General features: G+C 64.9%; 21 protein-coding genes. 14 read left to right on the forward strand and 7 right to left on the reverse strand.

The features are described 5' to 3' along the window. Positions 1-4: 4 nt before the first annotated feature. Both pcaG and pcaH read right to left on the reverse strand, forming a co-directional pair. The gene (gene pcaG, locus CH286_RS18795; protein ID WP_037151045.1) at positions 5-643 is read right to left on the reverse strand and encodes a protocatechuate 3,4-dioxygenase subunit alpha; all 639 of its coding nucleotides are present in this window, start codon (positions 641-643) and stop codon (positions 5-7) included. After that, entirely contained in the window at positions 636-1,352 is a 717-nt protein-coding gene (gene pcaH, locus CH286_RS18800; protein WP_032402390.1) for a protocatechuate 3,4-dioxygenase subunit beta, read from the reverse strand. Before pcaH ends, pcaG begins: the two co-directional genes overlap by 8 nt. Positions 1,353-1,460: 108 nt before the next feature. Here pcaH and CH286_RS18805 point away from each other — a divergent pair, with 108 nt between their 5' ends. Then, positions 1,461-2,210 (forward strand): CoA transferase subunit A, encoded by a 750-nt coding sequence (locus tag CH286_RS18805; protein ID WP_176458291.1) that lies wholly within the window; start codon positions 1,461-1,463, stop codon positions 2,208-2,210. Continuing rightward, positions 2,207-2,854: a CoA transferase subunit B gene (locus CH286_RS18810; protein WP_032379210.1), complete on the forward strand. Its 648-nt coding sequence runs from the start codon at positions 2,207-2,209 to the stop codon at positions 2,852-2,854. Before CH286_RS18805 ends, CH286_RS18810 begins: the two co-directional genes overlap by 4 nt. On the opposite strand, the gene fdhD is transcribed toward CH286_RS18810, so the two are convergent. Beyond that, a complete protein-coding gene (fdhD, locus tag CH286_RS18815) occupies positions 2,831-3,676 on the reverse strand; it encodes a formate dehydrogenase accessory sulfurtransferase FdhD (protein WP_094610069.1) in 846 nt (281 codons plus the stop codon). The genes CH286_RS18810 and fdhD overlap by 24 nt on opposite strands. A 60-nt stretch (positions 3,677-3,736) precedes the next feature. Then, the gene (gene malQ, locus CH286_RS18820) at positions 3,737-5,923 is read right to left on the reverse strand and encodes a 4-alpha-glucanotransferase (protein ID WP_255182710.1); all 2,187 of its coding nucleotides are present in this window, start codon (positions 5,921-5,923) and stop codon (positions 3,737-3,739) included. Positions 5,924-6,070: 147 nt separating this feature from the next. On the opposite strand from malQ, the gene CH286_RS18825 reads away from it, so the two are divergent. The 12 genes from CH286_RS18825 to proB all read left to right on the forward strand — a co-directional run bounded on the left by CH286_RS18825 (position 6,071) and on the right by proB (position 21,878). Further along, positions 6,071-6,502, forward strand: coding sequence for an ATP-binding protein (locus CH286_RS18825; RefSeq protein ID WP_032379208.1), 432 nt, complete (start codon positions 6,071-6,073; stop codon positions 6,500-6,502). Further along, positions 6,502-7,284 carry a SigB/SigF/SigG family RNA polymerase sigma factor gene (locus CH286_RS18830; protein ID WP_032379207.1) on the forward strand — a complete coding sequence of 261 codons (783 nt, stop codon included), beginning with the start codon at positions 6,502-6,504 and terminating at the stop codon, positions 7,282-7,284. Before CH286_RS18825 ends, CH286_RS18830 begins: the two co-directional genes overlap by 1 nt. Positions 7,285-7,344: 60 nt before the next feature. After that, positions 7,345-9,336 (forward strand): S9 family peptidase, encoded by a 1,992-nt coding sequence (locus tag CH286_RS18835; RefSeq protein ID WP_094610070.1) that lies wholly within the window; start codon positions 7,345-7,347, stop codon positions 9,334-9,336. A gap of 9 nt (positions 9,337-9,345) precedes the next feature. Further along, a complete protein-coding gene (locus CH286_RS18840; protein WP_094610071.1) occupies positions 9,346-12,015 on the forward strand; it encodes a valine--tRNA ligase in 2,670 nt (889 codons plus the stop codon). Further along, positions 12,016-13,446 carry a bifunctional tetrahydrofolate synthase/dihydrofolate synthase gene (folC, locus tag CH286_RS18845; protein ID WP_052077517.1) on the forward strand — a complete coding sequence of 477 codons (1,431 nt, stop codon included), beginning with the start codon at positions 12,016-12,018 and terminating at the stop codon, positions 13,444-13,446. After that, positions 13,443-13,832, forward strand: a complete 390-nt coding sequence (locus CH286_RS18850) for a DUF4233 domain-containing protein (protein ID WP_032379204.1) — start codon at positions 13,443-13,445, stop codon at positions 13,830-13,832. Before folC ends, CH286_RS18850 begins: the two co-directional genes overlap by 4 nt. A gap of 67 nt (positions 13,833-13,899) precedes the next feature. Next, complete coding sequence (ndk, locus tag CH286_RS18855; RefSeq protein WP_032379203.1) at positions 13,900-14,313, forward strand: nucleoside-diphosphate kinase; 414 nt, start codon at positions 13,900-13,902, stop codon at positions 14,311-14,313. A gap of 502 nt (positions 14,314-14,815) precedes the next feature. Beyond that, complete coding sequence (locus tag CH286_RS18860) at positions 14,816-18,244, forward strand: translation initiation factor IF-2 N-terminal domain-containing protein (RefSeq protein ID WP_094610072.1); 3,429 nt, start codon at positions 14,816-14,818, stop codon at positions 18,242-18,244. Between the two features lie 234 nt (positions 18,245-18,478). Then, positions 18,479-18,790, forward strand: a complete 312-nt coding sequence (rplU, locus tag CH286_RS18865; protein WP_027497555.1) for a 50S ribosomal protein L21 — start codon at positions 18,479-18,481, stop codon at positions 18,788-18,790. A gap of 59 nt (positions 18,791-18,849) precedes the next feature. After that, the gene (gene rpmA / locus CH286_RS18870) at positions 18,850-19,113 is read left to right on the forward strand and encodes a 50S ribosomal protein L27 (protein ID WP_032379202.1); all 264 of its coding nucleotides are present in this window, start codon (positions 18,850-18,852) and stop codon (positions 19,111-19,113) included. Positions 19,114-19,284: 171 nt separating this feature from the next. Beyond that, positions 19,285-20,736, forward strand: a complete 1,452-nt coding sequence (gene obgE / locus CH286_RS18875) for a GTPase ObgE (RefSeq protein ID WP_032368196.1) — start codon at positions 19,285-19,287, stop codon at positions 20,734-20,736. 2 nt (positions 20,737-20,738) lie between these two features. Beyond that, a complete protein-coding gene (gene proB / locus CH286_RS18880) occupies positions 20,739-21,878 on the forward strand; it encodes a glutamate 5-kinase (protein ID WP_176458292.1) in 1,140 nt (379 codons plus the stop codon). On the opposite strand, the gene CH286_RS18885 is transcribed toward proB, so the two are convergent. From CH286_RS18885 to ectB, 3 genes are all read right to left on the reverse strand, one after another. Then, positions 21,851-22,717: a Sir2 family NAD-dependent protein deacetylase gene (locus tag CH286_RS18885; protein ID WP_032379590.1), complete on the reverse strand. Its 867-nt coding sequence runs from the start codon at positions 22,715-22,717 to the stop codon at positions 21,851-21,853. The genes proB and CH286_RS18885 overlap by 28 nt on opposite strands. A 97-nt stretch (positions 22,718-22,814) precedes the next feature. Continuing rightward, a complete protein-coding gene (locus CH286_RS18890; protein ID WP_032379201.1) occupies positions 22,815-23,213 on the reverse strand; it encodes an ectoine synthase in 399 nt (132 codons plus the stop codon). Positions 23,214-23,253: 40 nt separating this feature from the next. Further along, complete coding sequence (ectB, locus tag CH286_RS18895) at positions 23,254-24,531, reverse strand: diaminobutyrate--2-oxoglutarate transaminase (RefSeq protein WP_052058464.1); 1,278 nt, start codon at positions 24,529-24,531, stop codon at positions 23,254-23,256. Positions 24,532-24,551 lie beyond the last annotated feature (20 nt).

Genomic DNA, 24,551 nt, shown 5'->3' on the forward strand with positions numbered 1-24,551 from the left:
TTCGTCACAGTTCGAAGAACGGAGTCTCGTCGCCGTCCGGGTCGGTGTTCTGCAGCACGATATCGAGGTGATAGCCGCCGTCGACCGACCGTGCGACGAGTCTGGCACGCTTGTGCTCGGGCAAGGCGGACAACACAGGATCGACGGCGTTGGCCTCGGCCTCGTCGGGGAAGTACACCCGGGTCACGACCCGTTCGAGCATTCCGCGAGCGAAGATGCCGACGTCGATGTGCGGCGCCTCGACGGCACCGTTCTCGGCGGGCAACGGTCCCGGCTTGATCGTGGTGATCGTCATCGTCCCGGTCGCGTCGGCGAACGCTCGCCCGAATCCGCGAAAGCACTCGACTCGTGGCGCAACTGCGCCCCGTGGGTCGTCGGAATGATCGAACCGGCCGTCGGCATCGGCTTGCCAGGTCTCGATCATGGCGTCGGCCATGGGGGTTCGGGAGCCGTCGATCAACGTGAACGTCACCGTGACGGCACCGTCCGTGCCCGGCGGCACCACATGTTCGCCGTCGGGCCACAACAGTCCGATGTGGACGTACGGGCCCACCGTCTGGGACGGGGTCTGTCCGAAGGGGGCGGTGGTGAAGTCGGCTCCGGTGACCACGGGGTAGCGAGGCGCGAATTCTGGGTCAGTCATCGTGGTCGTCTTCCTCGAAGGGGGTGGCGTTTCGGCCACGCAGCACGATGTCGAATCTGAAGCCGAGTGCCCAGTTCTCCTGCGTTGCTTCGTAATCGAACGTGCTGATCATGCGAGCGCGAGCGTCTTCCGGTGCGGCGTTGTAGATCGGATCCTGGAAGAACATCGGGTCGTCCGGGAAGTACATCTGGGTCACCAACCGTTGGGTGAACGCCTGTCCGAACAACGAGAAGTGAATATGGGCGGGACGCCACGCATTGTGATGATTGCCCCAGGGGTATGCGCCCGGCTTGATCGTGGTGAATCGGTAACGGCCCTGCTGGTCGGTGAGCACTCGGCCGACTCCGTCGAAGTGCGGATCCAGTGGTGCCGGCCAGCGGTCACCGGTGTGTCGGTATCGCCCGCCCGCGTTGGCCTGCCACACCTCGACGAGCGTGTTGGGGATTGCCTTGCCGTCACTGTCGAGTACTCGGCCGTGCACGATGATGCGCTGCCCCTGTGCTTCACCGCCGTTCGCCAGAGTCAGATCGGCATCGGCGGCGGTGATCCGCCCCTCGCCCAGTACCGGTCCGGTGATCTCGGTGAGTCGCTGGGGAAGCAGCGTCAATGGCTGTGCTGGGTGTCGCAGAGCCGTGGTGCGGTACTCGGCGAAGTCTCGCGGGGCGTTGGTGCCCGCTTGATCCCGATAGTCGGGCGGGAGATGAAGCATCGAAGGTTCCTCACGATCGTGGTGATCTACGCAATAGCTACCCTACGGAAGTGTTCGCATAGTGGCAAGGTGTTCACATAACGCACGAATTCGGGTAGCGTGGATCTCATGTTGGACAAAGTCGTGGCCAGCGCCACCGAAGCCGTATCGGACATCCCGGACGGATCCTCGCTCGCCGTGGGGGGATTCGGACTGGTCGGAGTGCCGGAAATCTTGATCGACGCAGTACTCGCGCAGGGTGCCACCGATCTCGAGACCATCAGCAACAACTGTGGAACCGACGGATTCGGTCTGGGAGTTCTGTTGGCACAGCACCGCATTCGTAGAACGATCAGCTCGTACGTCGGGTCGAACAAGGAGTTCGCGAGGCAGTACCTGTCCGGCGAACTCGAAGTCGAACTCACGCCCCAGGGCACTCTTGCCGAACGACTGCGCGCCGGCGGTGCCGGAATCCCTGCCTTCTTCACTCCGGCAGGTGTCGGGACGCAGGTTGCCGACGGTGGACTCCCGTTGCGCTACGACGGCAGCGGTGGAATCGCCCTGGCCAGTCCACCGAAAGAGACACGCGAATTCGATGGCCTGACCTACGTGCTGGAGCGCGGCATCGTCGCCGACTACGCACTCGTGCACGCGTGGAAGGGCGATCGACACGGGAACCTGGTATTCCACGCCAGTGCGCGAAACTTCAATCCACCTGCGGCAGAGTCGGGGCGGATCACCATCGCGCAGGTCGAGCATCTCGTGGAGCCCGGCGAGATCGGGCCGGACGAAGTGCACACTCCGGGCATCCACGTGCAGCGGGTGGTCCACGTCGGACCGGTCGAGGTCGGCATCGAGCAGAGGACGGTACGAGCATGAGCGAGAAGATGACCCGCGAACAGATGGCCGCTCGGGTGGCACAGGAACTCGGTGACGGACAGTACGTGAACCTGGGCATCGGAATGCCCACGCTCGTGCCCAACTACATCGCCACCGACATCTCGGTGATCCTGCACTCCGAGAACGGAGTCCTCGGAGTCGGCCCGTACCCCACCGAGGACGAGCTCGATCCCGAGGTCATCAATGCAGGCAAGGAAACCATCACAGTCCTTCCTGGTGCCTCCTACTTCGACTCCGCGCAGTCGTTCGGAATGATCCGTGGCGGCCAGGTCGACGTGGCAGTCCTGGGTGCGATGCAGGTCAGTGCCACCGGTGATCTGGCGAACTGGATGATCCCCGGGCACATGGTCAAGGGCATGGGCGGCGCGATGGATCTGGTGCACGGAGCGCGGCGCGTGATCGTCATGATGGAGCACGTCTCGCGCAAGGGTGAGCCGAAGATTCTCGAACAGTGCACCCTGCCGTTGACCGGCAAAGGCTGCGTGCACAGGATCATCTCCGACATGGCCGTACTCGACGTCACCGAGAACGGTCTCCGTCTCGTCGAGACCGCACCGGGTGTGTCCGTGGACGACGTCGTGAACGCGACTGCAGCCGAACTACTGGTCGACGTGATCGCCTGACACCAGTACGCGGTCGGTGCAGGAGTAGAGGTTCATCGACCGACCGCGAAGGAATCCGATGACCGTCAGACCCGACTCGGTCGCCAGATCCACCGCCAGAGACGACGGTGCCGACACTGCCGCGAGGATCGGTATGCCGGCCATCACGGCCTTCTGCGCCAGCTCGAACGAGGCGCGGCCACTGACCATCAACACCATGCCGCGCAGCGGAATTCGATCGTTGGTCACGGCCCAGCCGACGACCTTGTCGACGGCGTTGTGGCGTCCGACGTCCTCGCGCAACACCAGCATCTCACCGTCGGCGGTGAACAGCGCCGCGGCGTGCAGACCGCCCGTCGCATCGAAGACTTTCTGCGCAGCGCGCAGTGTGTCCGGCAACCCGGCAAGAGTCTCCGAGGTGACGACGACCGTGTCGGCCGCGGGGGAGTGCTTGGTGCGCAGTCGAATTGCATCCAAGGATCCCTTACCGCACACCCCGCACGACGACGTCGTGTAGAAGTTCCGTTCGACGCCCGTCTCCGGGGGAGCGACGCCCTGGGCCAGCGTGAGATCCAAGACATTGTACGTGTTCGCGCCCTCGTCGTCGACCCCGTCGCAGTAACGAGCTGCAGCGATGTCTGCTCCCGAGGCGATCACGCCTTCGGTCAGCAGGAAGCCGTGTGCCAGCTCCACATCGTGTCCGGGAGTGCGCATGGTCACGGCCAATGCCTTGCCGTCGACCCGCAATTCGAGCGGCTCTTCCACCACCAGGGTGTCCGGGCGCTCGACTCGGTGCCCAGCTCGGAGGCGGACCACCGGTCTGCGAGCAGTGATGCGGCCCATCAGTACCGGCTGTCTTCACGGCGAGTGCGGTAGTTCATCCTTCGATTGTGGACCTCGGCGTCATCGGTCCGTCGACTCGGTGGCCATAGCCGCTGCCAACGACACCATCCGGGGATGGTCGACGAGATCCTCGACCAGCACACGCCTGCCGTCTGCGTCGGCCAACGGAACCTTCCAGTTCTCGTACTGGGTTTCGTCGGTTCCTGGCTGGTTCTGAATGCGGTGTTCTCCGACAGCGTCCACGAGTGCGACACCGATCAACAGAGACGGACTCCGCTGCACGAGACGATGCAGAGCTTCCACCGTCCGATGATCGTCGGCGGCGGTGTCGGTGTGAAGCAACCCGCGTTCACGTGCCAGGTCGAGAACCGCCTCGCGCTTGCGTGCATCGACCTCCTTCTCGGCGTCGATGTCGCGTTCGAGCAAGCCCAGACGTGAACGCAGGTCGATGTGCTCACCACGGAGATACCCGGCTGTGGGTGGCAGATCGTGTGTGGTCACCGAAGTCAGGCAGAGACTGCGGTACTCCTCGGGCGCGATCGGCCCGGATTCGTCGGCTTCGAACCACAGGATCGAGGTGCCGAAAATGCCGCGTTCGGTGAGGTACTCCTGCACCATCGGTTCGAAGACCCCGAGATCCTCACCGACCACCACCGCGCCCGCACGCTCGGCCTCCAGCGCCAGAATGCCGATCAATGCTTCGTGGTCGTACTCGACATACGTTCCGCCGCCGGCATTCTCGGCCTCCTGCGGAATCCACCACAGACGGAACAGGCCCAGAATGTGGTCGACGCGGATGCCGCCGGCGTGACGAAGGATCGTGCGCAGCATGTCTCGATACGGGATGTACGCCATTTCTCGGAGGCGGTCGGGGTCCCACGGTGGCTGATTCCAGTTCTGGCCCTGCTGGTTGAAATTGTCCGGCGGCGCGCCCACCGTGACACCCGAGGCCAACACATCGCCGAGCGCCCACGCGTCGGCTCCGCCCCGGGCCACACCGACCGCAAGGTCGTGCATGATGCCGATGTCCATCCCCGCCTCGAGCGCACCGCGTTGCGCGGCGGCGAGTTGCTCGTCGCAGATCCACTGCAGCCACATGTGGAAGTCGATGCGATCGGCCAGTTTCGCCCGTTGCTCTCGGACGAAGTCGGTTCGTGGATGCGCCGCCCGATCGGTCCAGACCGGATCCTGAGGGCCGAATTTCTCTGCAAGCGCACTCCATACCGCGAAGTCGCGCAGTCCGGTGCCCTCACGCTCGACGAATGCGCGGTACGCGGATTCGCGAGCCGGGCTGCGTTGGACCTTGTGAACGCGTTCGAGGGCACGAAGTTTCGCCGTGAACGTCCGGTCCCGATCCAGCTTCTTGGTTCGTGTGTTCGCCTTGTCGAACCGTCTCGCTGCGTCGTGGATCTTGCCGAATTGTTTCGGCGAGAGTTGTGCGGTCTCGCGAATGTTCTCGACTCGAATGTAGAGCGAGTTGAAGAATCGACGCGTGGTCGGCAGGTACGGGGATGCCTCGACCGGGGTGGTCGGTCGGTCGGCGTGCAGTGGATTGACGAGAAGGTAGTCGAATCCGTGCTCGCGGCCGGCGATGTCGGCCATGTCCTCGAGATCGGCGAGATCGCCGATTCCCCACGATCGTCGCGATCGCACCGAGTACAGCTGGGTGAGCAGTCCGGTCCGCTGTCGATCAGCCAGTTCCGCGTTGGGTGACAACGACTTCGGTGTGACCACCACGACCGCTTCCGATGTACGGACAGTGTTGTCCTCGCTGATCGTCGTCGCGGTCAGACTGTGCCAGCCGAGCGGGGCGTTGCCGGGAACGACGAAGGTGGCGCGACCGATCAGGTGGCCGTCGACCTCCCGTGGATCGACCCAGACGTCGGCCTGGGTGACGTCGATCGACTCACCGTCCTCGGAGACCATCGAGACTTCCACCGGATTGCCGTGCGGCACATGCACCCACACCGCGGAATCGGTGCCCTGCGTGGCCACGACCACCGGTGGTAACAGCCGTCGCCAGGGTGCGTTCTCGATGTCGGCCAGTGCTCGGTCGACGTCCTCGGCCGACTCGGTGGCGTAGCCGCGTGCGGTGAGCACCTGTTGCAGGGTGTCGTCGCTCACTTCGTGTTCGGTGTCGTCCCAGCCCCGATACGAGGTCGAAGTGCCGAGACGTCGGGCGAGAGTGCGAAGTGCCTGCGAGTGATCCACGGTGTCGATCGTGCCAGGTCGCCGCCCGTGCGTCATCCGGGCCACCGGGTCGTTCATCGATCGTTCGTCCGGCTGCGGTGCCGGAAGACCCGGTTCCAGAACTGTGAGGATTGAAACGTGGTCGGCTGGGTAGTCTTGCTCGGCAAACGGTAATTCAGTGCGCGGCGACGATGGGAAGTGCGGATGGCTGGGGTCAGCAAGATCGAAGAACTGGAGCGAGGTTCCGGTGCACCGGTCGAGCTGAGGGTGCGCGCCGAGGCCGACCAGCTTCCGGTGGTACGCGCCGTCGCAGAAACCCTCGTGGTTCTGAGCGACTTCACGCTCGACGACATCGCCGACGTCAAACTGGTCGTCGACGAAGTGTGTTCGCAACTGATCAAGGGCTCGGTGGCGGACTCGGAGCTCTCGTGCCTTTTCTCGGTGAGTGACTCCGGAATCCGGATCGTCGTCACGTCCACGTTGGCTGCCACGTCCGTGCCGAAGAAAGACAGCTTCGGCTGGCACGTTCTGCAAACCCTGACCGACTCCATCGAGCTGCGCGCAGACGACGCAGACGACAGCGATGCGGTTCGCACGGTTGCCATCGACGTGGTCAAGCGGAGGAGCACGATCTAGTGCCGGTGCACGAACGAAGCACGCGGCGAGAGTCCGACGACTACAGCGACGTTGTCGCTCTGATTCAGCAGATGCAGGCGCTCGACGAGAATTCACCACAGCGCCGAGTGCTGCGCGATCGCATCATCACCCGTTGCCTCCCGCTCGCCGAACACATCGCACGCCGATTCGGCGGTCGTGGCGAAGCCCACGAGGACCTGCTGCAGGTCTCCCGTCTGGGCTTGGTGAACGCAGTCGACCGTTTCGACATCGAGCGCGGATCGGACTTCGTCTCGTTCGCTGTGCCCACGATCATGGGCGAAGCTCGCCGCTACTTCCGCGACGCGGGATGGTCGGTTCGGGTGCCGCGGCGCATGAAGGAACTGAACTCGATGATCTCGCAGGCGGTGGGCTCGTTGTCGCAGAAATTGGGCCGAGCTCCCACGGCCAGCGAGATCGCCGTCGAACTCGGAATCGACGTCAAGGAAGCGTCGCAGGCGCTGCTCGCGCGCAGCGCGTACCAAACCGTGTCGGTCGACTCGGTGGTCAGCGAAGATCGCCTCCCGCTGATGGACACCCTCGGTGCCGACGATCCCGAACTGGAAAAGATGGAGAGCTATCTCGCCGTCCGCCCTGCGCTGGAGAAGCTGCCCGAGCGGGAACGTCGCATCGTGGTGCTCCGCTTCTTCGGGTCGATGACCCAGACTCAGATCGCGGAGAAGGTGGGAATCTCGCAGATGCACGTCTCGCGGATCCTGGCTCGTACTCTCGCCCAGCTCCGAGAGGATCTCGGCGAGGACTGAGGGCAGGAGTGGAGCCCGCGGAACGACCATAGTGGACTACCGTTTGGCTAGGCTCGGTGTATGAGTATCTACGACGACGTCGACGAGTACATCGGAGCCCGGCGAGTGACCGATGTGGCCGTGACCGCCGACTTTTCGCGAGCGGTGATTTCCATTGCTGCACTCGATGATTCGCGGACCGAGTACCGAACGTCGTTGTGGGAGCTCGACGTCGACGGCAGTTCACCTGCCCGGCGCATCACCCACGGCGAGTGGGGTGAGAGTGCGCCGGTGTTCACCGCTTCCGGTGATCTGTTGTTCTCGCGTCGATCGAACAAGGACGATCCGGCCAGGCTGTGGATTCTGCCTGCCGCGGGCGGCGAAGCGCGACTGCTCGAGACCCGATCCGCCGGGCTGAGCGGGATCAAGGCCGCTGGTTCGGAGGCCGTACTCGTCGGATTCTCCCCGGTATTCGGCTCGTCGAGCACCGAGGAGGACGACGACGCTCTGCGCACCGAGCGCACGGCCAACAAGGTGAATGCGATTCTGCACACCGGTGTTCCGGTGCGCTACTGGGATCACGATCTGGGTCCGGCGACTCCACACCTTTTCGTGGGATCGGCGGACGGTTCGACAGGACTGCGTGACCTCACCCCGGATGCGCGCACAGGACTGCACGAAGCAGCCTTCGATGTCAGCGCCGACGGTTCGTTCGTCGTGTCCACCTGGGTCGTTCCCGGCTCGCTGGGGACCGTGCGGACAGTGTTGGTGCGCATCGAGATCGAGACGGGGGAGCGGACGACGATCGTCGACGATGCCGATGCCGATCTGGGAGCCCCGGCGATTTCACCCGACGGCGGGTCCGTGGCGTTCGTGCGCGAGTCGATCTCCACCCCCGAGGACGCGCCGCGAATGACATTGCAGCGGTACGACTTCGGCGACTCTTCGGTCTCCGATCTCGCGACCGGTTGGGATCGGTGGCCGAGCGACCCGGTGTGGCTGCCGGACGGATCAGGATTACTGGTGACCGCAGACGACGACGGCCGGTCGCCGATCTTCGTCGTCCGCGACGGTGCGGAACCGCGTCGGCTCACACAGACCAGCGATGCCTACACACATGTGCACGTGTCCTCGGACGGCACCAGGGTGCTGGCGCTCGCCGCCTCGTATCTTGCTGCGCCGCATCCGGTGTCGATCGAGCTGTCCGACGGTGCCGTCACTGCATTCGACACCGGCATCGACCACAGTCCGTTGCCCGGAACTCTCACCGAGATGGACACGATCGTCGCCGACGGTGCCCGGGTACGCGGTTGGCTGGCACTGCCGGTCGGGGCATCCGAGCTCGAGCCCGCTCCTTTGTTGCTGTGGGTGCACGGGGGCCCGCTGAGTTCGTGGAACACGTGGTCGTGGCGCTGGAATCCGTGGCTGATGGTCGCTCGTGGGTACGCGGTGTTGCTGCCCGATCCGGCGCTGTCCACCGGTTACGGCCAGGAGTTCGTGCAGCGAGGTTGGGGCGCGTGGGGCAAGGCCCCGTTCACCGATCTGATGGCGTTGACCGACGTTACCGTCGCACGGCCGGATATCGACGACACCCGCACCGCTGCGATGGGCGGGTCTTTCGGCGGGTACATGGCCAACTGGATAGCGGGCCACACCGATCGGTTCGACGCCGTGGTCACCCATGCGAGTCTGTGGGCACTCGATCAGTTCGGACCCACGACGGACGCGCCGTGGTACTGGGCGCGGGAGATGTCTCCGGAGATGGCCGTGGAGAATTCCCCACACCTGTTCGTGGCGGACATAGCAACGCCGATGCTGGTGATCCACGGCGACAAGGACTATCGCGTGCCGATCGGCGAGGGCCTGCGGCTGTGGTACGAGCTGCTCAGCGAGTCGGGTCTGCCGGCCGACGACGAGGGCAACACCGAGCATCGATTCCTCTACTTCCCCGCCGAGAACCACTGGATCCTGAGTCCTCAGCACGCCAAGGTCTGGTACGAGGTCGTGCTGGCATTCCTGGCGCAGCACGTGCTGGGCGAGAGCGCGTCGATGCCGCGAATCCTCGGCCACTAGAATCGCCGCGTGACCAGTTCCGTGCCAGAGACACCCGACAATCCAGCAGACCGCTTGCCCAAGAACTGGGACCCGAGCGAGGTAGAGGCCGAGCTGTACCGTTCCTGGGTCGACGCCGGGTACTTCGAGGCCGATGCCACCAGCGGCAAGCCGCCGTACTCCATCGTGCTGCCTCCGCCGAACGTCACCGGCAGCCTGCACATGGGGCACGCTCTGGACCACACGCTGATGGACGCGCTGAGTCGCCGCAAGAGGATGCTCGGGTACGAGGTGCTGTGGCTACCGGGCATGGACCACGCGGGCATCGCCACGCAGACCGTGGTGGAAAAGCAGCTCGCCGCAGACGGTAAGACCAAGGAAGAGTTCGGCCGCGAGCTGTTCATCGACAAGGTCTGGGACTGGAAGCGCGAATCCGGCGGAACCATCGGCGGCCAGATGCGACGGATCGGCGACGGTGTCGATTGGAGCCGCGAGCGGTTCACCATGGACGACGGTCTGTCCGAGGCTGTGCAGACCATGTTCAAGCGGATGTTCGACGACGGCTTGATCTACCGCGCGGAGCGGCTCGTCAACTGGTCCCCGGTGTTGCAGACTGCCATTTCCGACATCGAGGTCAAGTTCGAGGATGTCGAGGGCGAACTCGTCTCGCTCCGTTACGGCTCCCTCGACGATTCCGAGCCGCACGTGATCGTCGCGACCACGCGAGTGGAGACGATGCTCGGCGACACCGCAGTGGCGGTACATCCCGACGACGAGAGATACAAGGCTCTGGTCGGCACCACCCTCGAGCACCCGTTCACGGGTCGGCAGATCCCGATCATCGCCGACGACTATGTCGATCCCGAATTCGGCACGGGCGCAGTGAAGATCACCCCCGCACACGACCCCAACGACTTCGAGATGGGTGTGCGGCACTCGCTGCCGATGCCGTCGATCATGGACAAGGCCGGCCGAATCACGGACACCGGAACACAATTCGACGGGATGGACCGCTTCGAGGCGCGCGTGAAGGTTCGTGAAGCTCTCGCCGAACAGGGCCGCGTGGTCGCCGAGAAGCGTCCGTACCTGCACAGCGTCGGCCATTCCGAGCGCAGCGGCGAGCCGATCGAACCGCGGCTGTCCCTGCAGTGGTGGGTCAAGGTCGACGGCCTCGCGAAAGCTGCCGGTGACGCAGTACGCAACGGCGATACCGTCATTCACCCCAAGAGTCAGGAGCCACGCTGGTTCGCCTGGGTCGACAACATGCACGATTGGTGCATCTCGCGCCAGTTGTGGTGGGGACATCGGATTCCGATCTGGTACGGACCCGACGGTGAGACTGTCTGCCTCGGACCGGGAGAAAGTGCGCCCGAGGGCTGGGAGCAGGATCCCGACGTCCTCGACACCTGGTTCTCGTCCGGCCTCTGGCCTTTCTCGACGATGGGGTGGCCGGAAGCCACGGCTGATCTCGAGAAGTTCTATCCCACCGGCGTTCTCGTCACCGGGTACGACATCCTCTTCTTCTGGGTCGCCCGCATGATGATGTTCGGCACCTACGTCGGAGCCGACGACGCGATCACCGCAGGCAAGCAAGGGCCGCAGGTTCCGTTCCGAGATGTGTTCCTGCACGGATTGATTCGCGACCAGTACGGCAAGAAGATGTCGAAGTCGCGCGGCAACGGAATCGATCCGCTCGATTGGGTCGATCGGTTCGGTGCAGATGCGCTGCGCTTCACGCTCGCTCGCGGTGCCAACCCGGGTGCGGACATGTCGGTCGGTGAGGACCACGCGCAGTCCTCGCGCAACTTCGCGAACAAGCTGTTCAACGCCACCAAGTTCGCCCTGATGAACGGTGCGGCACCGGCAGACCTACCCCCGCGTGCCCAGCTGACCGACGCCGACCGGTGGATCCTGGATCGACTCGAACAGGTTCGTGCAGAGGTGGATTCGGCCTTCGACCGCTACGAGTTCAGTAAGGCCTGTGAGGCGCTCTACCACTTCGCCTGGGACGAGGTCTGCGATTGGTACCTCGAGATCGCCAAAGTGCAGTTCGCCGACGAAGCCATCGCCGCCACCACGCGCGGAGTGCTCGGAAACGTGCTCGACGCGTTGCTGCGCCTGCTGCATCCGGTCATTCCGTTCGTGACCGAGACGCTGTGGAAGGTGCTCACCGGCGGCGAGTCCCTGGTGATCGCGACGTGGCCTGCCCCTGCCGCTGAGCCTCTCGATCACGTTGCGGCACAACGGATCGCGGACATGCAGCGCCTGATCACCGAAGTCCGCCGATTCCGCAGCGATCAAGGGCTCAAGCCCTCGCAGAAGGTCGCGGCCCGCATCGTCGGAGTATCCGAGGCGGATCTGGACGGACAGATTTCGGCGGTCACGGCTCTGGCCCGACTGACCGAGCCGGCCGAGGACTTCGCGGCCACGGCGTCGGTGGAGGTGCGACTGAGCAAAGCGACCGTGGTCGTCGAACTGGACACCTCGGGCACCGTCGACCTGGTCGCCGAACGAGCTCGGCTGGTGAAGGATCTCGCCGCTGCCGAGAAGGAGTTGGCGCAGACCACCGGAAAGCTCGGTAACGAGGCGTTCCTCGCGAAGGCTCCTGATGCTGTGGTGGACAAGATCAGAACGCGACAGTCCATCGCGCAGGAAGAAATCGCCCGGATCAACGCGCGCATCGAATCGATGGGGAACTAAGTGACCGAGCCCGACGCCGCACTGCCGACGCCGCCGCCGAGTCCGGTCGACCTCGCCGAACTGGCGTTGGTCGAGGCCGAGCTCGACAAGCGTTGGGGCGAAACGAAGATCGAGCCGTCGACGGATCGAATCTCGGCGCTGATGGACCTTCTCGGTTCGCCGCAGAAGGCGTACCCGTCGATTCATGTGGCCGGCACCAACGGCAAGACCTCGGTCACGCGCATGATCGATGCTCTGCTCACGGCCTTCCACCGACGCACGGGCCGCACCACCAGTCCGCACCTGCAGATGGCGACCGAGCGGATCAGCATCGACGGGCGGCCCATCTCGCCGCGGCTCTACGTCGACACCTACAACGAGATCGCACCGTTCGTCGAGATGATCGACGCGCAGTCCGAAGCCGCGGGCGGACCGCGAATGAGCAAGTTCGAGGTGGTCACGGCAATGGCGTTCGCAGCGTTCGCCGAGGCACCGGTGGAGGTCGCTGTCATCGAGGTCGGGCTCGGCGGACGCTGGGACGCCACCAACGTCGTCGACGGTGAGGTCGCTGTGATCACCCCGATCGGGCTCGATCACGTCGAATTCCTCGGCGACGACCTCGCGACGATCGCAGGGGAGAAGGCGGGGATCATCAAGAAGGCACCGGAATCGCTCGTGCCGCGGGACACCGTAGCGATCCTGGCGCAGCAGAAGCCCGAGGTATCGGATGTTCTGCTGCGGGCGGCGGTGCAAGCAGACGCTGCGGTGGCGCGGGCGGGATCGGAATTCACCGTGCTCGGCAGGCAGATCGCGGTGGGCGGTCAGCAACTGGAACTGCAGGGGCTCGGCGGGGTCTACACCGACATCTTTCTTCCGCTGCACGGCGAACATCAGGCTCACAATGCGTCCCTCGCGCTGGCGGCGGTCGAGGCGTTCTTCGGTGCCGGCCCGGATCGTCAACTCGATCAGGACACCGTCCGCGCCGCGTTCGCGACGATCGTCAATCCAGGGCGACTCGAGCGGGTCCGCAATGCCCCCACCGTGTTCCTCGATGCCGCACACAACCCGCACGGAGCGGCAGCCCTCGCTGCCGCCCTCAACGACGAGTTCGACTTCCGCAAACTGGTCGGCGTCGTCAGCGTCATGGCGGACAAAGACGTCGGAGCCATCCTCGACGAACTGGAGCCGGTCTTCGACGACATCGTCGTCACCCACAACGGGTCGGCACGGGCGATGGATGTGGACGCTTTGGCCGACATCGCCGTGGCCAAGTTCGGCGACGAACGCGTCGTGGTGGCGTCGACCCTGCCCGATGCCCTCGAGACAGCCATAGGCCTGGCCGAGGAAGTCGCCGAGCCGGGAGAAGCAGTCTCCGGTGCCGGAGTCGTCGTCACCGGATCCGTGGTGACCGTCGGCGCAGCTCGCACTCTGTTCGGAAAGGACCCCGCGTGAGCGAGCCAGAGTTCCGACCGCCCACGAACGACCCGTGGAAAGGCTTCCGCGGGGTCGTGGCGGGAACCCTCGTCCTCGAAGCCATCGTGACCCTGCTGGCGCTGCCGGTGGTGGCGACCCTCGGCGGCGGTGCGACCTGGTTCTCGACGACGTACATCGTGGCGCTGGCCGTCGTGATGATTCTCGCCGCAGGCAAGCAGGGGGAGCCGTGGGCGATGAAGCTCAATCTGATTCTTCAGCTGTTCGTGCTGGCCGGGGCCGTGTTCCACCTCTCCATCGGGGCGGTCGGCCTGATCTTCATCGCGGTCTGGCTGTATCTGCTCTACCTGCGCCGGGACATCACCGAACGGATCCGGCGAGGAATGCTGCCGGGGCAACGGGACTGACAGAGGACGCGCCTGCTTCGGCGATGCGACGCGCGCGCCTGCGCTCGCGTCCATTACTGTCGTCGACGTGACCGACCGCACCCTTGTACTGATCAAGCCCGACGGAGTTGCCCGGCGTTACGTAGGAGAGATCCTCGGCCGCGTGGAGAAGAAAGGTCTGAGCATCGTCGCACTCGAGCTCAAGACCGTCTCCCGTGAACTGGCCTCGGCTCACTACGCGGAGCACGAGAGCAAGCCGTTCTTCCCCGACCTCCTCGAGTTCATCACGTCCGGACCGGTCGTGGCCGCAGTTCTCGAGGGCCCCCGTGCCATCGCCGCCTTCCGGCAGATCGCCGGTGGCACCGACCCGGTGGCCAAGGCGGTCCCCGGCACCATCCGAGGTGACCTCGCGCTCGACGGTCAGCAGAACCTGGTGCACGGGTCGGATTCCGTGGAGTCGGCCGAACGCGAGATCGCGCTCTGGTTCCCCGGCCTGGCCTGACGGTTCCATCCTCGGCACTACAGCAACGCATCCACGCAGCCACGCCGCAACCGCTCGGTACTCGATCGGTGCGGCGTGGCGAGTACGCATCATCGCGTGTGGGATACTCGACGGAGATCGACTCCACTGCACGAGTACGTACAGGTTTCACGCTCCACCGAAGTCAAGGCTTCACCGAAGTTCGCTAGACCGGTGTTGTGGATTCGATCGGATGACTGTCGTCTATCCGCTGCCCGTCATCGCAGATGCTCGAACGAGAGACAGGCTCGTTCGCGTTCTTGCTTGATGATCAGGCGCTCGGATCGCCGAGACACCACCATCCAGCCAGGCACTGCACACGCTGTCGTCGACCATCGAGAACTCCGACGTGGTCATCGGCTCGAGTGCGGAGCGAGACAGAACAGCTGACGTCCAACCCGACGTGAGTACACAAGGATTGCCCTCGCGTGGCCGCGTCACACCCGACATCGGATGAACGCGCCCGGGGGCCCGAGGAGACTACGTGGCCGATCAAAGCCCGCCCGAAGATGTACAGAACGAGAACGTGGGAGGTCCGGAGCGCGACGAAGCGGTGCCCCCTGTGGAAACAGGTGCGGTGTCCCAGGCGCAACCCGACACCATCGAGCTGCCCACCAGGCTGCGCGTACACGCACTGGCCAAGATCCTCGGTGTCACCAGCAAGCAGTTGCTCGTCACACTGGGTGAACTCGGCATCGAAGCGCGCAGTGCCCAGTCGAGCTTGAGCCGCGACGTTGCGGAGTCCGTCCGCGACTCGGTGAACGCGCCTGCTGCACCGGTGGTCGACTCGCCCGCCGAACGGTCCGAGCCGAGCGCTCCGTCCGAGGTGCCCTCCGCGGACGTACCGTCGGCCGAGACCTCGTGGTCCGACCCGCAACTGTTCACCAGTGCACCCGCGGCGGAACCCGAGCCTGCCCAGCCCGCGGCAACGACCGACCAGGCCACGGCAACCACGTTTGCCACTCCGCTCTTCCTGCAGCCCGCCGCCGTGGATGCTGCTGCTCCGGAGTCCACGGAGTCACCGGCAGAGCCCCCGGCCCGCCGTCGACGCAGTCGCAAGGCGGCGCCGAAGGACGAGGCCGCGAACGCCGACAGCACCGAGACCACAGCCACGGTCGAGACCACAGCCACGACCGAGACCACCGAACCTCGAGCCGACGAGACCGAGTCCGTCGTACCCGCGGTCGACGAGTCGACTGCGTCCGACGGCTCTACCGACGATGACGGCGACGACGATCAGTCCCAGCCACGACGCCGCAGGCGAGGGCGTCGCGGCCGGGGCCGTGGTCGCGGGGAACAGTCCTCGGACGAGAACTCGACCGACGAGAATTCGGACGACGATTCCACGAGTGACTCCGACAGCACCGATTCTGCCGACGCAGAGTCGTCCGACGGGACCGACGCGGACTCGGACGAGTCCTCCGCCGGTGACGACCAGCAGTCGGGCTCGAGCAGGCGTTCGCGTCGGTCGCGCACCCGAAACCGATCCTCGGACCGGCAGAACTCCGACTCGAACGATGCCTCGGACGACACCCGCGCAGCGGACTCCTCGGTTGAGGACAAGGACGACGAGTCGGATTCGGATGCGCAGGACAACTTCGACGACTCCGACAACGGTGGTTCGGAGGGAGACGGCTCCAGCCGCCGTCGCCGCCGTCGTCGCCGTCGTAAGACCGGAGCCGAGGTAGCGGCCGAGGCTGCAGCGTCCGAGGACGACCCGCCGAACACGGTCGTGCACGAGCGGGAGCCGCGGAACAAGAGCCGCGCCCCCAGGGACGAGGTCCAGGGGATCACCGGTTCGACACGTCTCGAGGCCAAGCGTCAGCGACGGCGCGACGGCCGCGATGCCGGTCGTCGTCGACCGCCGATTCTGACCGAGTCCGAGTTCCTGGCGCGGCGTGAGTCCGTGGACCGGGTCATGGTCGTGCGCGAGAAGGCCACCCCTGACCACCCGTTGACCACACAGGTTGCCGTGCTCGAAGACGGCGTGCTCGTGGAGCACTTCGTCACCAGCAGCGCGACCGCGTCCATGGTCGGAAATGTCTATCTCGGGCGCGTCCAGAACGTGTTGCCGAGCATGGAAGCAGCATTCATCGACATCGGCCGTGGCCGCAACGGTGTGCTGTACGCCGGTGAGGTCAACTGGGACGCTGCCGGCCTGGGTGGCAATTCGCGGAAGATCGAGCAGGCCCTCAAGCCGGGCGATCAGGTTCTCGTCCAGGTGAGCAAGGACCCCGTGGGGCACAAGGGTGCTCGCCTGACGACGCAGCTCTCGCTCGCGGGACGCTTTCTCGTGTACGTGCCCGGCGGCAGCTCCACCGGCATCAGCCGCAAGCTGCCCGACACCGAACGCAAGCGTCTGAAGGACATTCTCCGAGACATCGTTCCTCCCGAGGCGGGCGTCATCATCCGCACCGCGGCCGAGGGCGTCAGCGAGGAAGAGCTCGCCCGCGATGTGACGCGACTGCAGGCGCAGTGGGCGAGCATCGAGGAGCGCTCGGCCAATGCCGAGACCGGAAAGGGTGTGCAGCCGCAGACCCTCTACGAAGAGCCCGACATGCTCGTCAAGGTCATTCGCGACTTGTTCAACGAGGACTTCTCGAAGCTCGTCATCGAGGGCGACAAGGCGTGGACGACGACGTCGAACTACGTCGAGACCGTCGCTCCCGACATGGTGGAGCGGCTGCAGCGCTACGAGGCCGACGGCAGTTCTGTCGACGTCTTCGCCGCGCATCGTATCGACGAGCAGCTTGCCAAAGCGCTCGATCGTAAGGTCTGGCTGCCTTCCGGCGGCACCCTGGTGATCGATCGCACCGAGGCGATGACCGTCGTCGACGTCAACACCGGCAAGTTCACCGGTTCGGGCGGCAACCTCGAAGAGACGGTCACTCGCAACAACATCGAGGCGGCCGAGGAAGTCGTCCGTCAGATGCGTCTGCGCGACATCGGCGGAATGATCGTGGTCGACTTCATCGACATGGTGCTCGAATCCAACCGCGATCTGGTGCTGCGCCGACTGACCGAGGCGCTGGGTCGCGACCGCACGCGCCACCAGGTCTCCGAGGTGACCTCGCTCGGGTTGGTGCAGATGACTCGAAAGAAGCTCGGTACCGGGCTCGTCGAGGCGTTCTCCACGACCTGCGAGCACTGCCAGGGACGCGGCATCATCGTGCATCCGTTCCCCATCGACGCCAAGCCGGACAACGACGGCCGCTCCAATTCGTCGCGCTCGGAGTCGAGCAGCTCGGGCACGAGCAGCAGGCGGCGACGAGGCAAGGACAACAAGGCCGACGGGAACGACGGCAGCGAGCGCACCACCTCGAACTCCCAGTCGGGAGCCGCGGACGGGGCCGATCACCCCGCAGTCGACCCGTCGATCAAGAGGGCGCACCCTGTCGCCCTGGCGATGGCGGCACACCACGACGACGTGGTGGCCGACGTCAGCCCCGCCGACGTCGAGACATCGCCTGCGAGTGAGACTTCGGACGCAGGTGCTGTCGTGACGGTTGTCTCCGTCGAGGATGTCGACGTTGCCGCCGCGTCGGTCGCCGATGCGGAGTCGAACGTCGCTCTCGTTGCCGAGACCACCGAGTCGGCAGCCGACCAGCCTGCCGCCGAGCCGCCCGTCGAGGTCGAACCGGTGGCACCGAAGGCTCGGCGTGGACGCCGGGTTGCGCGGAAGGCGGCTGCTCCGACCAGTGCGGCACCGGACGCCGGTGTGGTTCTCGTGGTGCCGGTTTCGGGCGACGCCGCCCCTGCCGGTGCGGCAGAGGCCACCGAAGCCGAGGTGTCGGAACCATTGACGTCGGCGGCCGAGCAGCCCGTCGAGCCGGTGGAGGTGCCGACGGCACGTCCTCGCAGACGGCGCGCAGCAGCGCGGCCTGCAGGTCCTCCGGTGGACATCGATGCCTAGCAGTTCAGGCAGTTTGACCCTGGCCGTCTCTCTGCCGTAACCTTGATAAGTCGCTCCCGGTGACACCGTTCTGCTGTGCCGTAGTGGTCCTGCAGGGAACAACGGTTCTCGAGCGGGTCGAGATGATCATCATCCCGGCCGGCCGATAGGGAGCAAGCAAACACGTTTTACCAGACCAGTCGTGTTGCCATGTGCAACGCGAGCAAGTTCGAAGAAGCAAGGGGTAGCCCTCCGATGGCAACGTACGCGATCGTCAAGACCGGCGGAAAGCAGTACAAGGTCGCTGTTGGTGACCTCGTCAAGGTCGAGAAGATCGAGGGAGCGCCCGGCACTGCTGTCTCGCTTGCTCCGGTCCTCGTCGTAGACGGATCCGACCTGACCACAGATGCAGACAAGCTGGCGAAGATCTCGGTCGCCAGTGAGATCGTCGAGCACACCAAGGGCCCGAAGATCCGCATCCACAAGTTCAAGAACAAGACCGGATACCACAAGCGTCAGGGACACAGGCAGAAGCTGACTGTCCTCAAGGTCACCGGCATCAAGTAACCAGGTCTCACCGGACCCGCGTTCTTTTCAGCTGATTAACCCCGAGGAGGGTATGCAACATGGCACATAAGAAGGGTGCATCAAGCTCCCGTAACGGTCGCGACTCGAATGCACAGCGCCTCGGCGTCAAGCGCTTCGGCGGCCAGACCGTAGGCGCAGGCGAGATCCTGGTCCGCCAGCGCGGCACGCACTTCCACCCCGGCGTCAACGTCGGTCGCGGCGGCGACGACACCTTGTTCGCACTCGCTCCCGGCGCAGTCGAATTCGGTGCCAAGCGCGGACGCAAGACCGTGAACATCGTTCCGGTCGCTGTAGAGGCCTAGTCCTTCTGCAGCGCTCGCGCTCGTAGATGATCCGATCGAGCAGCAACTGCTCGATCGAATATTCACGGCGTACGTTCACAGCTCCCGATAGGGGCGGACCAGGGTCATGAGACCGGTCCGCCCCTATCGCTTTTTTCTCCCGCTTTTTCTCAGAAAGGATCGAAGACAGCTATGTCACGATTCATCGACCGCGTGGTGCTGCACGTCAGCGCCGGCAAAGGTGGCAACGGCTGCTCTTCGGTTCACCGCGAAAAGTTCAAGCCTCTCGGTGGCCCGGACGGTGGAAACGGCGGGCAGGGTGGCGGTGTCATCTTCGTCGTCGACAGCAACGTCCACACTCTGCTCGACTTCCACTTCTCCAGCCATGCCAAGGCGGGCAACGGAACTCAGGGCATGGGTGGCAACCGAGAGGGTGCCAACGGCGAGGACCTGATTCTCAAGGTCCCCGACGGCACTGTCGTTCTCGACAAGAAGGGGAACGTCCTCGCCGACATGATCGGTGAGGGAACACGTTTCGACGCGGCACCGGGCGGACGTGGTGGCCTCGGCAACGCTGCACTCGCGTCCAAGGCTCGCCGGGCACCCGGCTTCGCGCTGCTCGGCGAAGAAGGCATCGAGCGCGAGCTGGTGCTCGAGCTGAAGTCCGTCGCCGATGTCGGTCTCGTCGGTTTCCCGTCGGCCGGCAAGTCGTCGCTGGTCTCGGTGCTCTCCGCAGCGAAGCCGAAGATCGCCGACTACCCCTTCACCACACTGGTACCGAATCTCGGAGTGGTCTCCAGCGGAGACACCACGTTCACCGTCGCCGACGTACCCGGGCTGATCCCCGGAGCGAGTCAGGGCCGCGGTCTCGGGCTGGACTTCCTGCGGCACCTCGAGCGTTGCGCTGTGCTCGCACACGTAGTCGACTGCGCGACACTGGATCCGGGCCGCGACCCGATCTCCGACGTCGACGCCCTCGAAGCCGAGTTGGCGGCATACAAGCCGGCACTGTCCGGCGATGCCAGCCTCGGCGACCTCGCCGACCGACCGCGCATCGTCGTACTGAACAAAGCGGACATTCCAGAGGGTGCCGAGCTCGCGGAGATGGTGACCGCCGAGTTCGAGTCCCGCGGCTGGCCGGTGTTCACCATCTCGGCGGTGACGCGCGCCGGCCTCAAGCCGCTGACGTTCGCGTTGGCGAAGCTCGTCGAGGACTACCGCACGGCTCACCCGGCCCCCGAGCCGCGGCGTCAGGTGCTGCGTCCCGTCGCTCGAAACGACGACAGCTTCAAGGTCGTCAAGGATCCGGACATCCCTGACGGCTTCATCGTTCGGGGTACGCGCCCCGAGCGGTGGGTTCGCCAGACGCAGTTCACCAACGACGAGGCCGTCGGCTACCTCGCGGACCGGCTCGCGCGCCTCGGCGTCGAGGACGCGTTGATCAAGGCCGGTGCTCAACCGGGTGCCTCGGTCACCATCGGCGACGTCTCGTTCGACTGGGAGCCGCAGACACCGGCCGGTGTCGAGATCACCATGACCGGCCGCGGCACCGATGCTCGACTCGATCAGGTCGAGCGCATCGGCGCATCCGAACGTAAGCATGCCCGCCAGGTACGCCGCGGGCTCGATACCGAACAGGAGTAGACGTGGTGTCGGTGCGTGAATCCGATTCGCCCGTAACGGCTCTCACCGATACCCGTCGCACGATTGCCGACGCCAAGCGCATCGTGGTCAAGATCGGATCCTCGGCGCTCACCAGTCTCGACACCGGTCTCGATCTGGGCCGACTCGATCTGCTCGCCGATGCCATCGAGTCGCGGATGCGTAGCGGCACCGACGTGGTGGTCGTCTCGTCCGGCGCGATCGGTGCAGGCATGGCACCGCTCGGCCTCACCAGACGCCCGCGCGATCTGGCAACGAAGCAGGCCGCGGCGAGCGTAGGACAGCTTGCTCTGGTCAACGCCTGGAGTTCGTCGTTCCATCGGTACGGACGCACGGTGGGGCAGGTGTTGCTGACAGCCGAGGACATCGCGCGTCGAACCAATCACCGCAATGCGCAGCGCACGTTGGATCGACTGCGCTCGCTCGGTGCGGTCGCCATCGTCAACGAGAACGACACCGTCGCCACCGCGGAAATTCGCTTCGGCGACAACGATCGCCTCGCAGCTCTGGTGGCACATCTCGTCGGTGCGGACGCACTGTTCCTGCTCTCGGATGTCGACGGGTTGTACGACGGCGATCCCCGCAAGGGTTCCGCCACGTTGATTCCGGATGTCTCGAGCCCGGAGGATCTCGACGGCGTGGTCGCCGGGTCCGGGGGAGCACTCGGTACCGGCGGAATGGCCTCCAAGCTGTCCGCTGCCCGCCTGGCGGCCGACGCAGGTGTGCCCGTGCTGTTGGCTGCGGCGTCCGACGCTGCCCAGGCGCTGACGACGTCCGAGGTGGGTACCGCATTCGCAGCTCGGCCGACACGGTTGTCCGCTCGCAAGTTCTGGGTGCGGCATGCCGCCGATGCAGCGGGCGAACTGCACCTGGACGCTGGGGCCGTGCGAGCGGTCGTGGAGCGTCGACGGTCGTTGCTCTCCGCTGGGGTCACGTCGGTGACGGGTGCCTTTCACGGTGGAGATGTGGTCTCGCTGATGGACCCGGACGGCACACTGGTGGCCCGCGGGGTCGTCGCATACGACTCGGGAGAACTGGCCGGAATGCTCGGCCGGTCGACGGGGGAGTTGGCCGCGGAGCTACAGCGGCCGGTGGTTCACGCCGACGATCTGGTTCCCGCCTGATCGAGTGTGTCGGCCAGCGCTGTCGCGGTCTCGGAGCAACCCGCATGCACTGTGAGAGAGGCGAATTCGTCGCCGCGAGTGGTCCCGCGATTGACGATGACGATCGGCTTTCCGGTCTTGGACGCGTGCCGGACGAAACGTAGGCCGGACATGACGGTCAGCGAGGAGCCGAGCACCAGCAGTGCATCACTCCGGTCCACCAGATCGTAGGCCTCGGCAACGCGCGGCTTGGGTACGCTTTCGCCGAAGTAGACGATGTCGGGTTTGAGTATGCCGGAACATGTTTCGCAATCGACCATCCGGAAGTGTGCGGTCGATGAGATGATGGCGTCGGCGTCGGGAGCGATCTCGACACCGTCCGCAGGTGCGACGGATTCGAGAAAGCCGGGATTGGCGCGATCGAGCCTTCGGGCCAACTCGAACCGCGAGATCAACCGCTCGCAGTTCAGACAGCGCACCCGAGCGTAGACGCCGTGCAGGTCGATGACGTTCCGGCTGCCGGCCTTGGTGTGCAACATGTCGACGTTCTGGGTGATGATTCCGGTGACGACGCCTGCACGTTCGAGCCGGGCGAGCGCTCGGTGTCCGTCGTTGGGCATTGCGGCGTCCATGTGCCGCCATCCGACGTGGTTGCGGGCCCAGTAGTGACGACGGAACTCGGCGTCGCCGATGAACTGCTGGAACGTCATCGGGTTGCGGGGCGGCGACTGCGGGCCGCGATAGTCGGGAATACCCGAGTCGGTGGACATGCCTGCACCGCTGACGACGGTGATCGTCCGACCGTCGAGCAGCGAGGTGAGTTGCTCGTACGTAGTCGCGGACGCGGTGGGTGCATTCACTTCGTCCAGGGTAGCGACCGATCGCACTACGGGCTACCGACACGAACGGCCCGCACGGACGCGTGTGCGTCGGTGCGGGCCGATGTACGAGTGAGGGTTACGCAGGTACCTCGACGAGTGGGTACACGCCGTTCTCGTCGTGGGTCTCGTTGCCCACGACGGGAGGGTTGAACACGCACAGCATGCGCATCTGGGTACGCGGCTCGACCGTGTGGCGCTCGTGTCCGTTGAGCAGGTACATCGATCCCGCACCGAGCTCGTAGGTCTCTCCGGTCTCGCGGTCGGTGAGCGTTCCTTCGCCTTCGATCAGCCAAACGGCCTCGACGTGGTTGGCGTAGTGGAAGTTGTTCACCGTGCCGGCTTGGATCGTGGTCTCGTGGAACGAGAATCCGACCTTGTCGCCGCCGAGAATGATTCTCTTGCTGCGCCAGTTGCCGTCTTCACTCGAGATGTCACGGTCGGTGCCGGTGATCTCCTGTGTGGTGCGAACGATCATACGATGTCCTCCTTCGATATCGGTGTGTGCGAACTGGTCTCTAGGAGAGAACCTTTGCCACTGCACTTTCGATGATGTCCAGGCCGCGGTCGAGCTCGTCGATCGTCGTGGTCAACGGGGGAAGAAGCTTGACGACCTCGTCCTTGGGGCCTGCGGTCTCGACGAGCAGACGCTCGTCGTAGCAGAGCTGAGACACCTTGCCGGCCAACTCGGCGTCGTCGAACACCAAGGCCTGAACCATGCCGCGACCGCGGGTCGAGATGCCGTCGAACTTGGCGCACAGCTTGATGAACCGATCCTGGATGTGCTCGCCCTTGGCGAGGGTTTCCTTCTCGAACTTGTCGTCGGACCAGTAGTGGTCGATAGCTGCCTTCGCCGTGACGAACGACGGGTTGAAGCCGCGGAAGGTGCCGTTGTGCTCACCCGGTGCCCAGACGTCCAGCTCGGGCTTGAACAGTGTCAGCGCCAGCGGCATGCCGTAACCGCCGATGGACTTCGACAGGGTGACGATGTCCGGGGTGATGCCGGCTTCCTCGAACGAGAAGAACTGGCCGGTGCGTCCGCAGCCCATCTGCACGTCGTCGACGATCAGCAGAATTTCGCGTCGCGAGCACAGTTCGGCCAACGCGCGCAACCATTCCGGACGTGCGACGTTGATTCCGCCCTCGCCCTGAATGGTCTCCACGATCACCGCGGCCGGACGGTTGAATCCACTGCCCGAGTCGTCGAGAACGCGCTCGAACCACTGGAAATCCTCGGTGACGCCGCCGAAGTAGTTGTCGTACGGCATCGGGGTGGTGTGCACCAACGGAATTCCGGCGCCAGCTCGCTTCATCGAGTTGCCGGTGACCGACAACGCGCCGAGTGTCATGCCGTGGAATGCGTTGGTGAAGTTGATGATCGCCTCGCGCCCGGTGACCTTACGAGCGAGCTTGAGGGCCGCCTCGACGGTGTTGGTGCCCGTCGGGCCGGGGAACTGAACCTTGTAGTCCAAGCCGCGCGGGTCGAGGATGTTCTTCTTGAACGACTCGAGGAACTCACGCTTGGCGACGGTGGACATGTCGAGTCCGTGGGTGATGCCATCGCTGGTGATGTAGTCCACCAACGCGCTCTTGATCATGTCGTTGTTGTGGCCGTAGTTGAGTGCGCCTGCGCCACCGAAGAAATCGAGGTAGTCGTTGCCGTTCTCGTCGGTGATGACCGAGTTCTTCGCGGTGGTGAACACGGCGGGCCACTGGCGACTGTAGCTACGCACGCCGGACTCGACGGTCTCGAATACGTCGGGCTTCTCTGTTGTCACTGTGTTCTTTTCGGTCATGTTCTGCTTGTTCCTTTCGT

It is taken from the genome of Rhodococcus sp. WWJCD1, assembly GCF_002258735.1.
Taxonomy (GTDB): domain Bacteria; phylum Actinomycetota; class Actinomycetes; order Mycobacteriales; family Mycobacteriaceae; genus Rhodococcoides.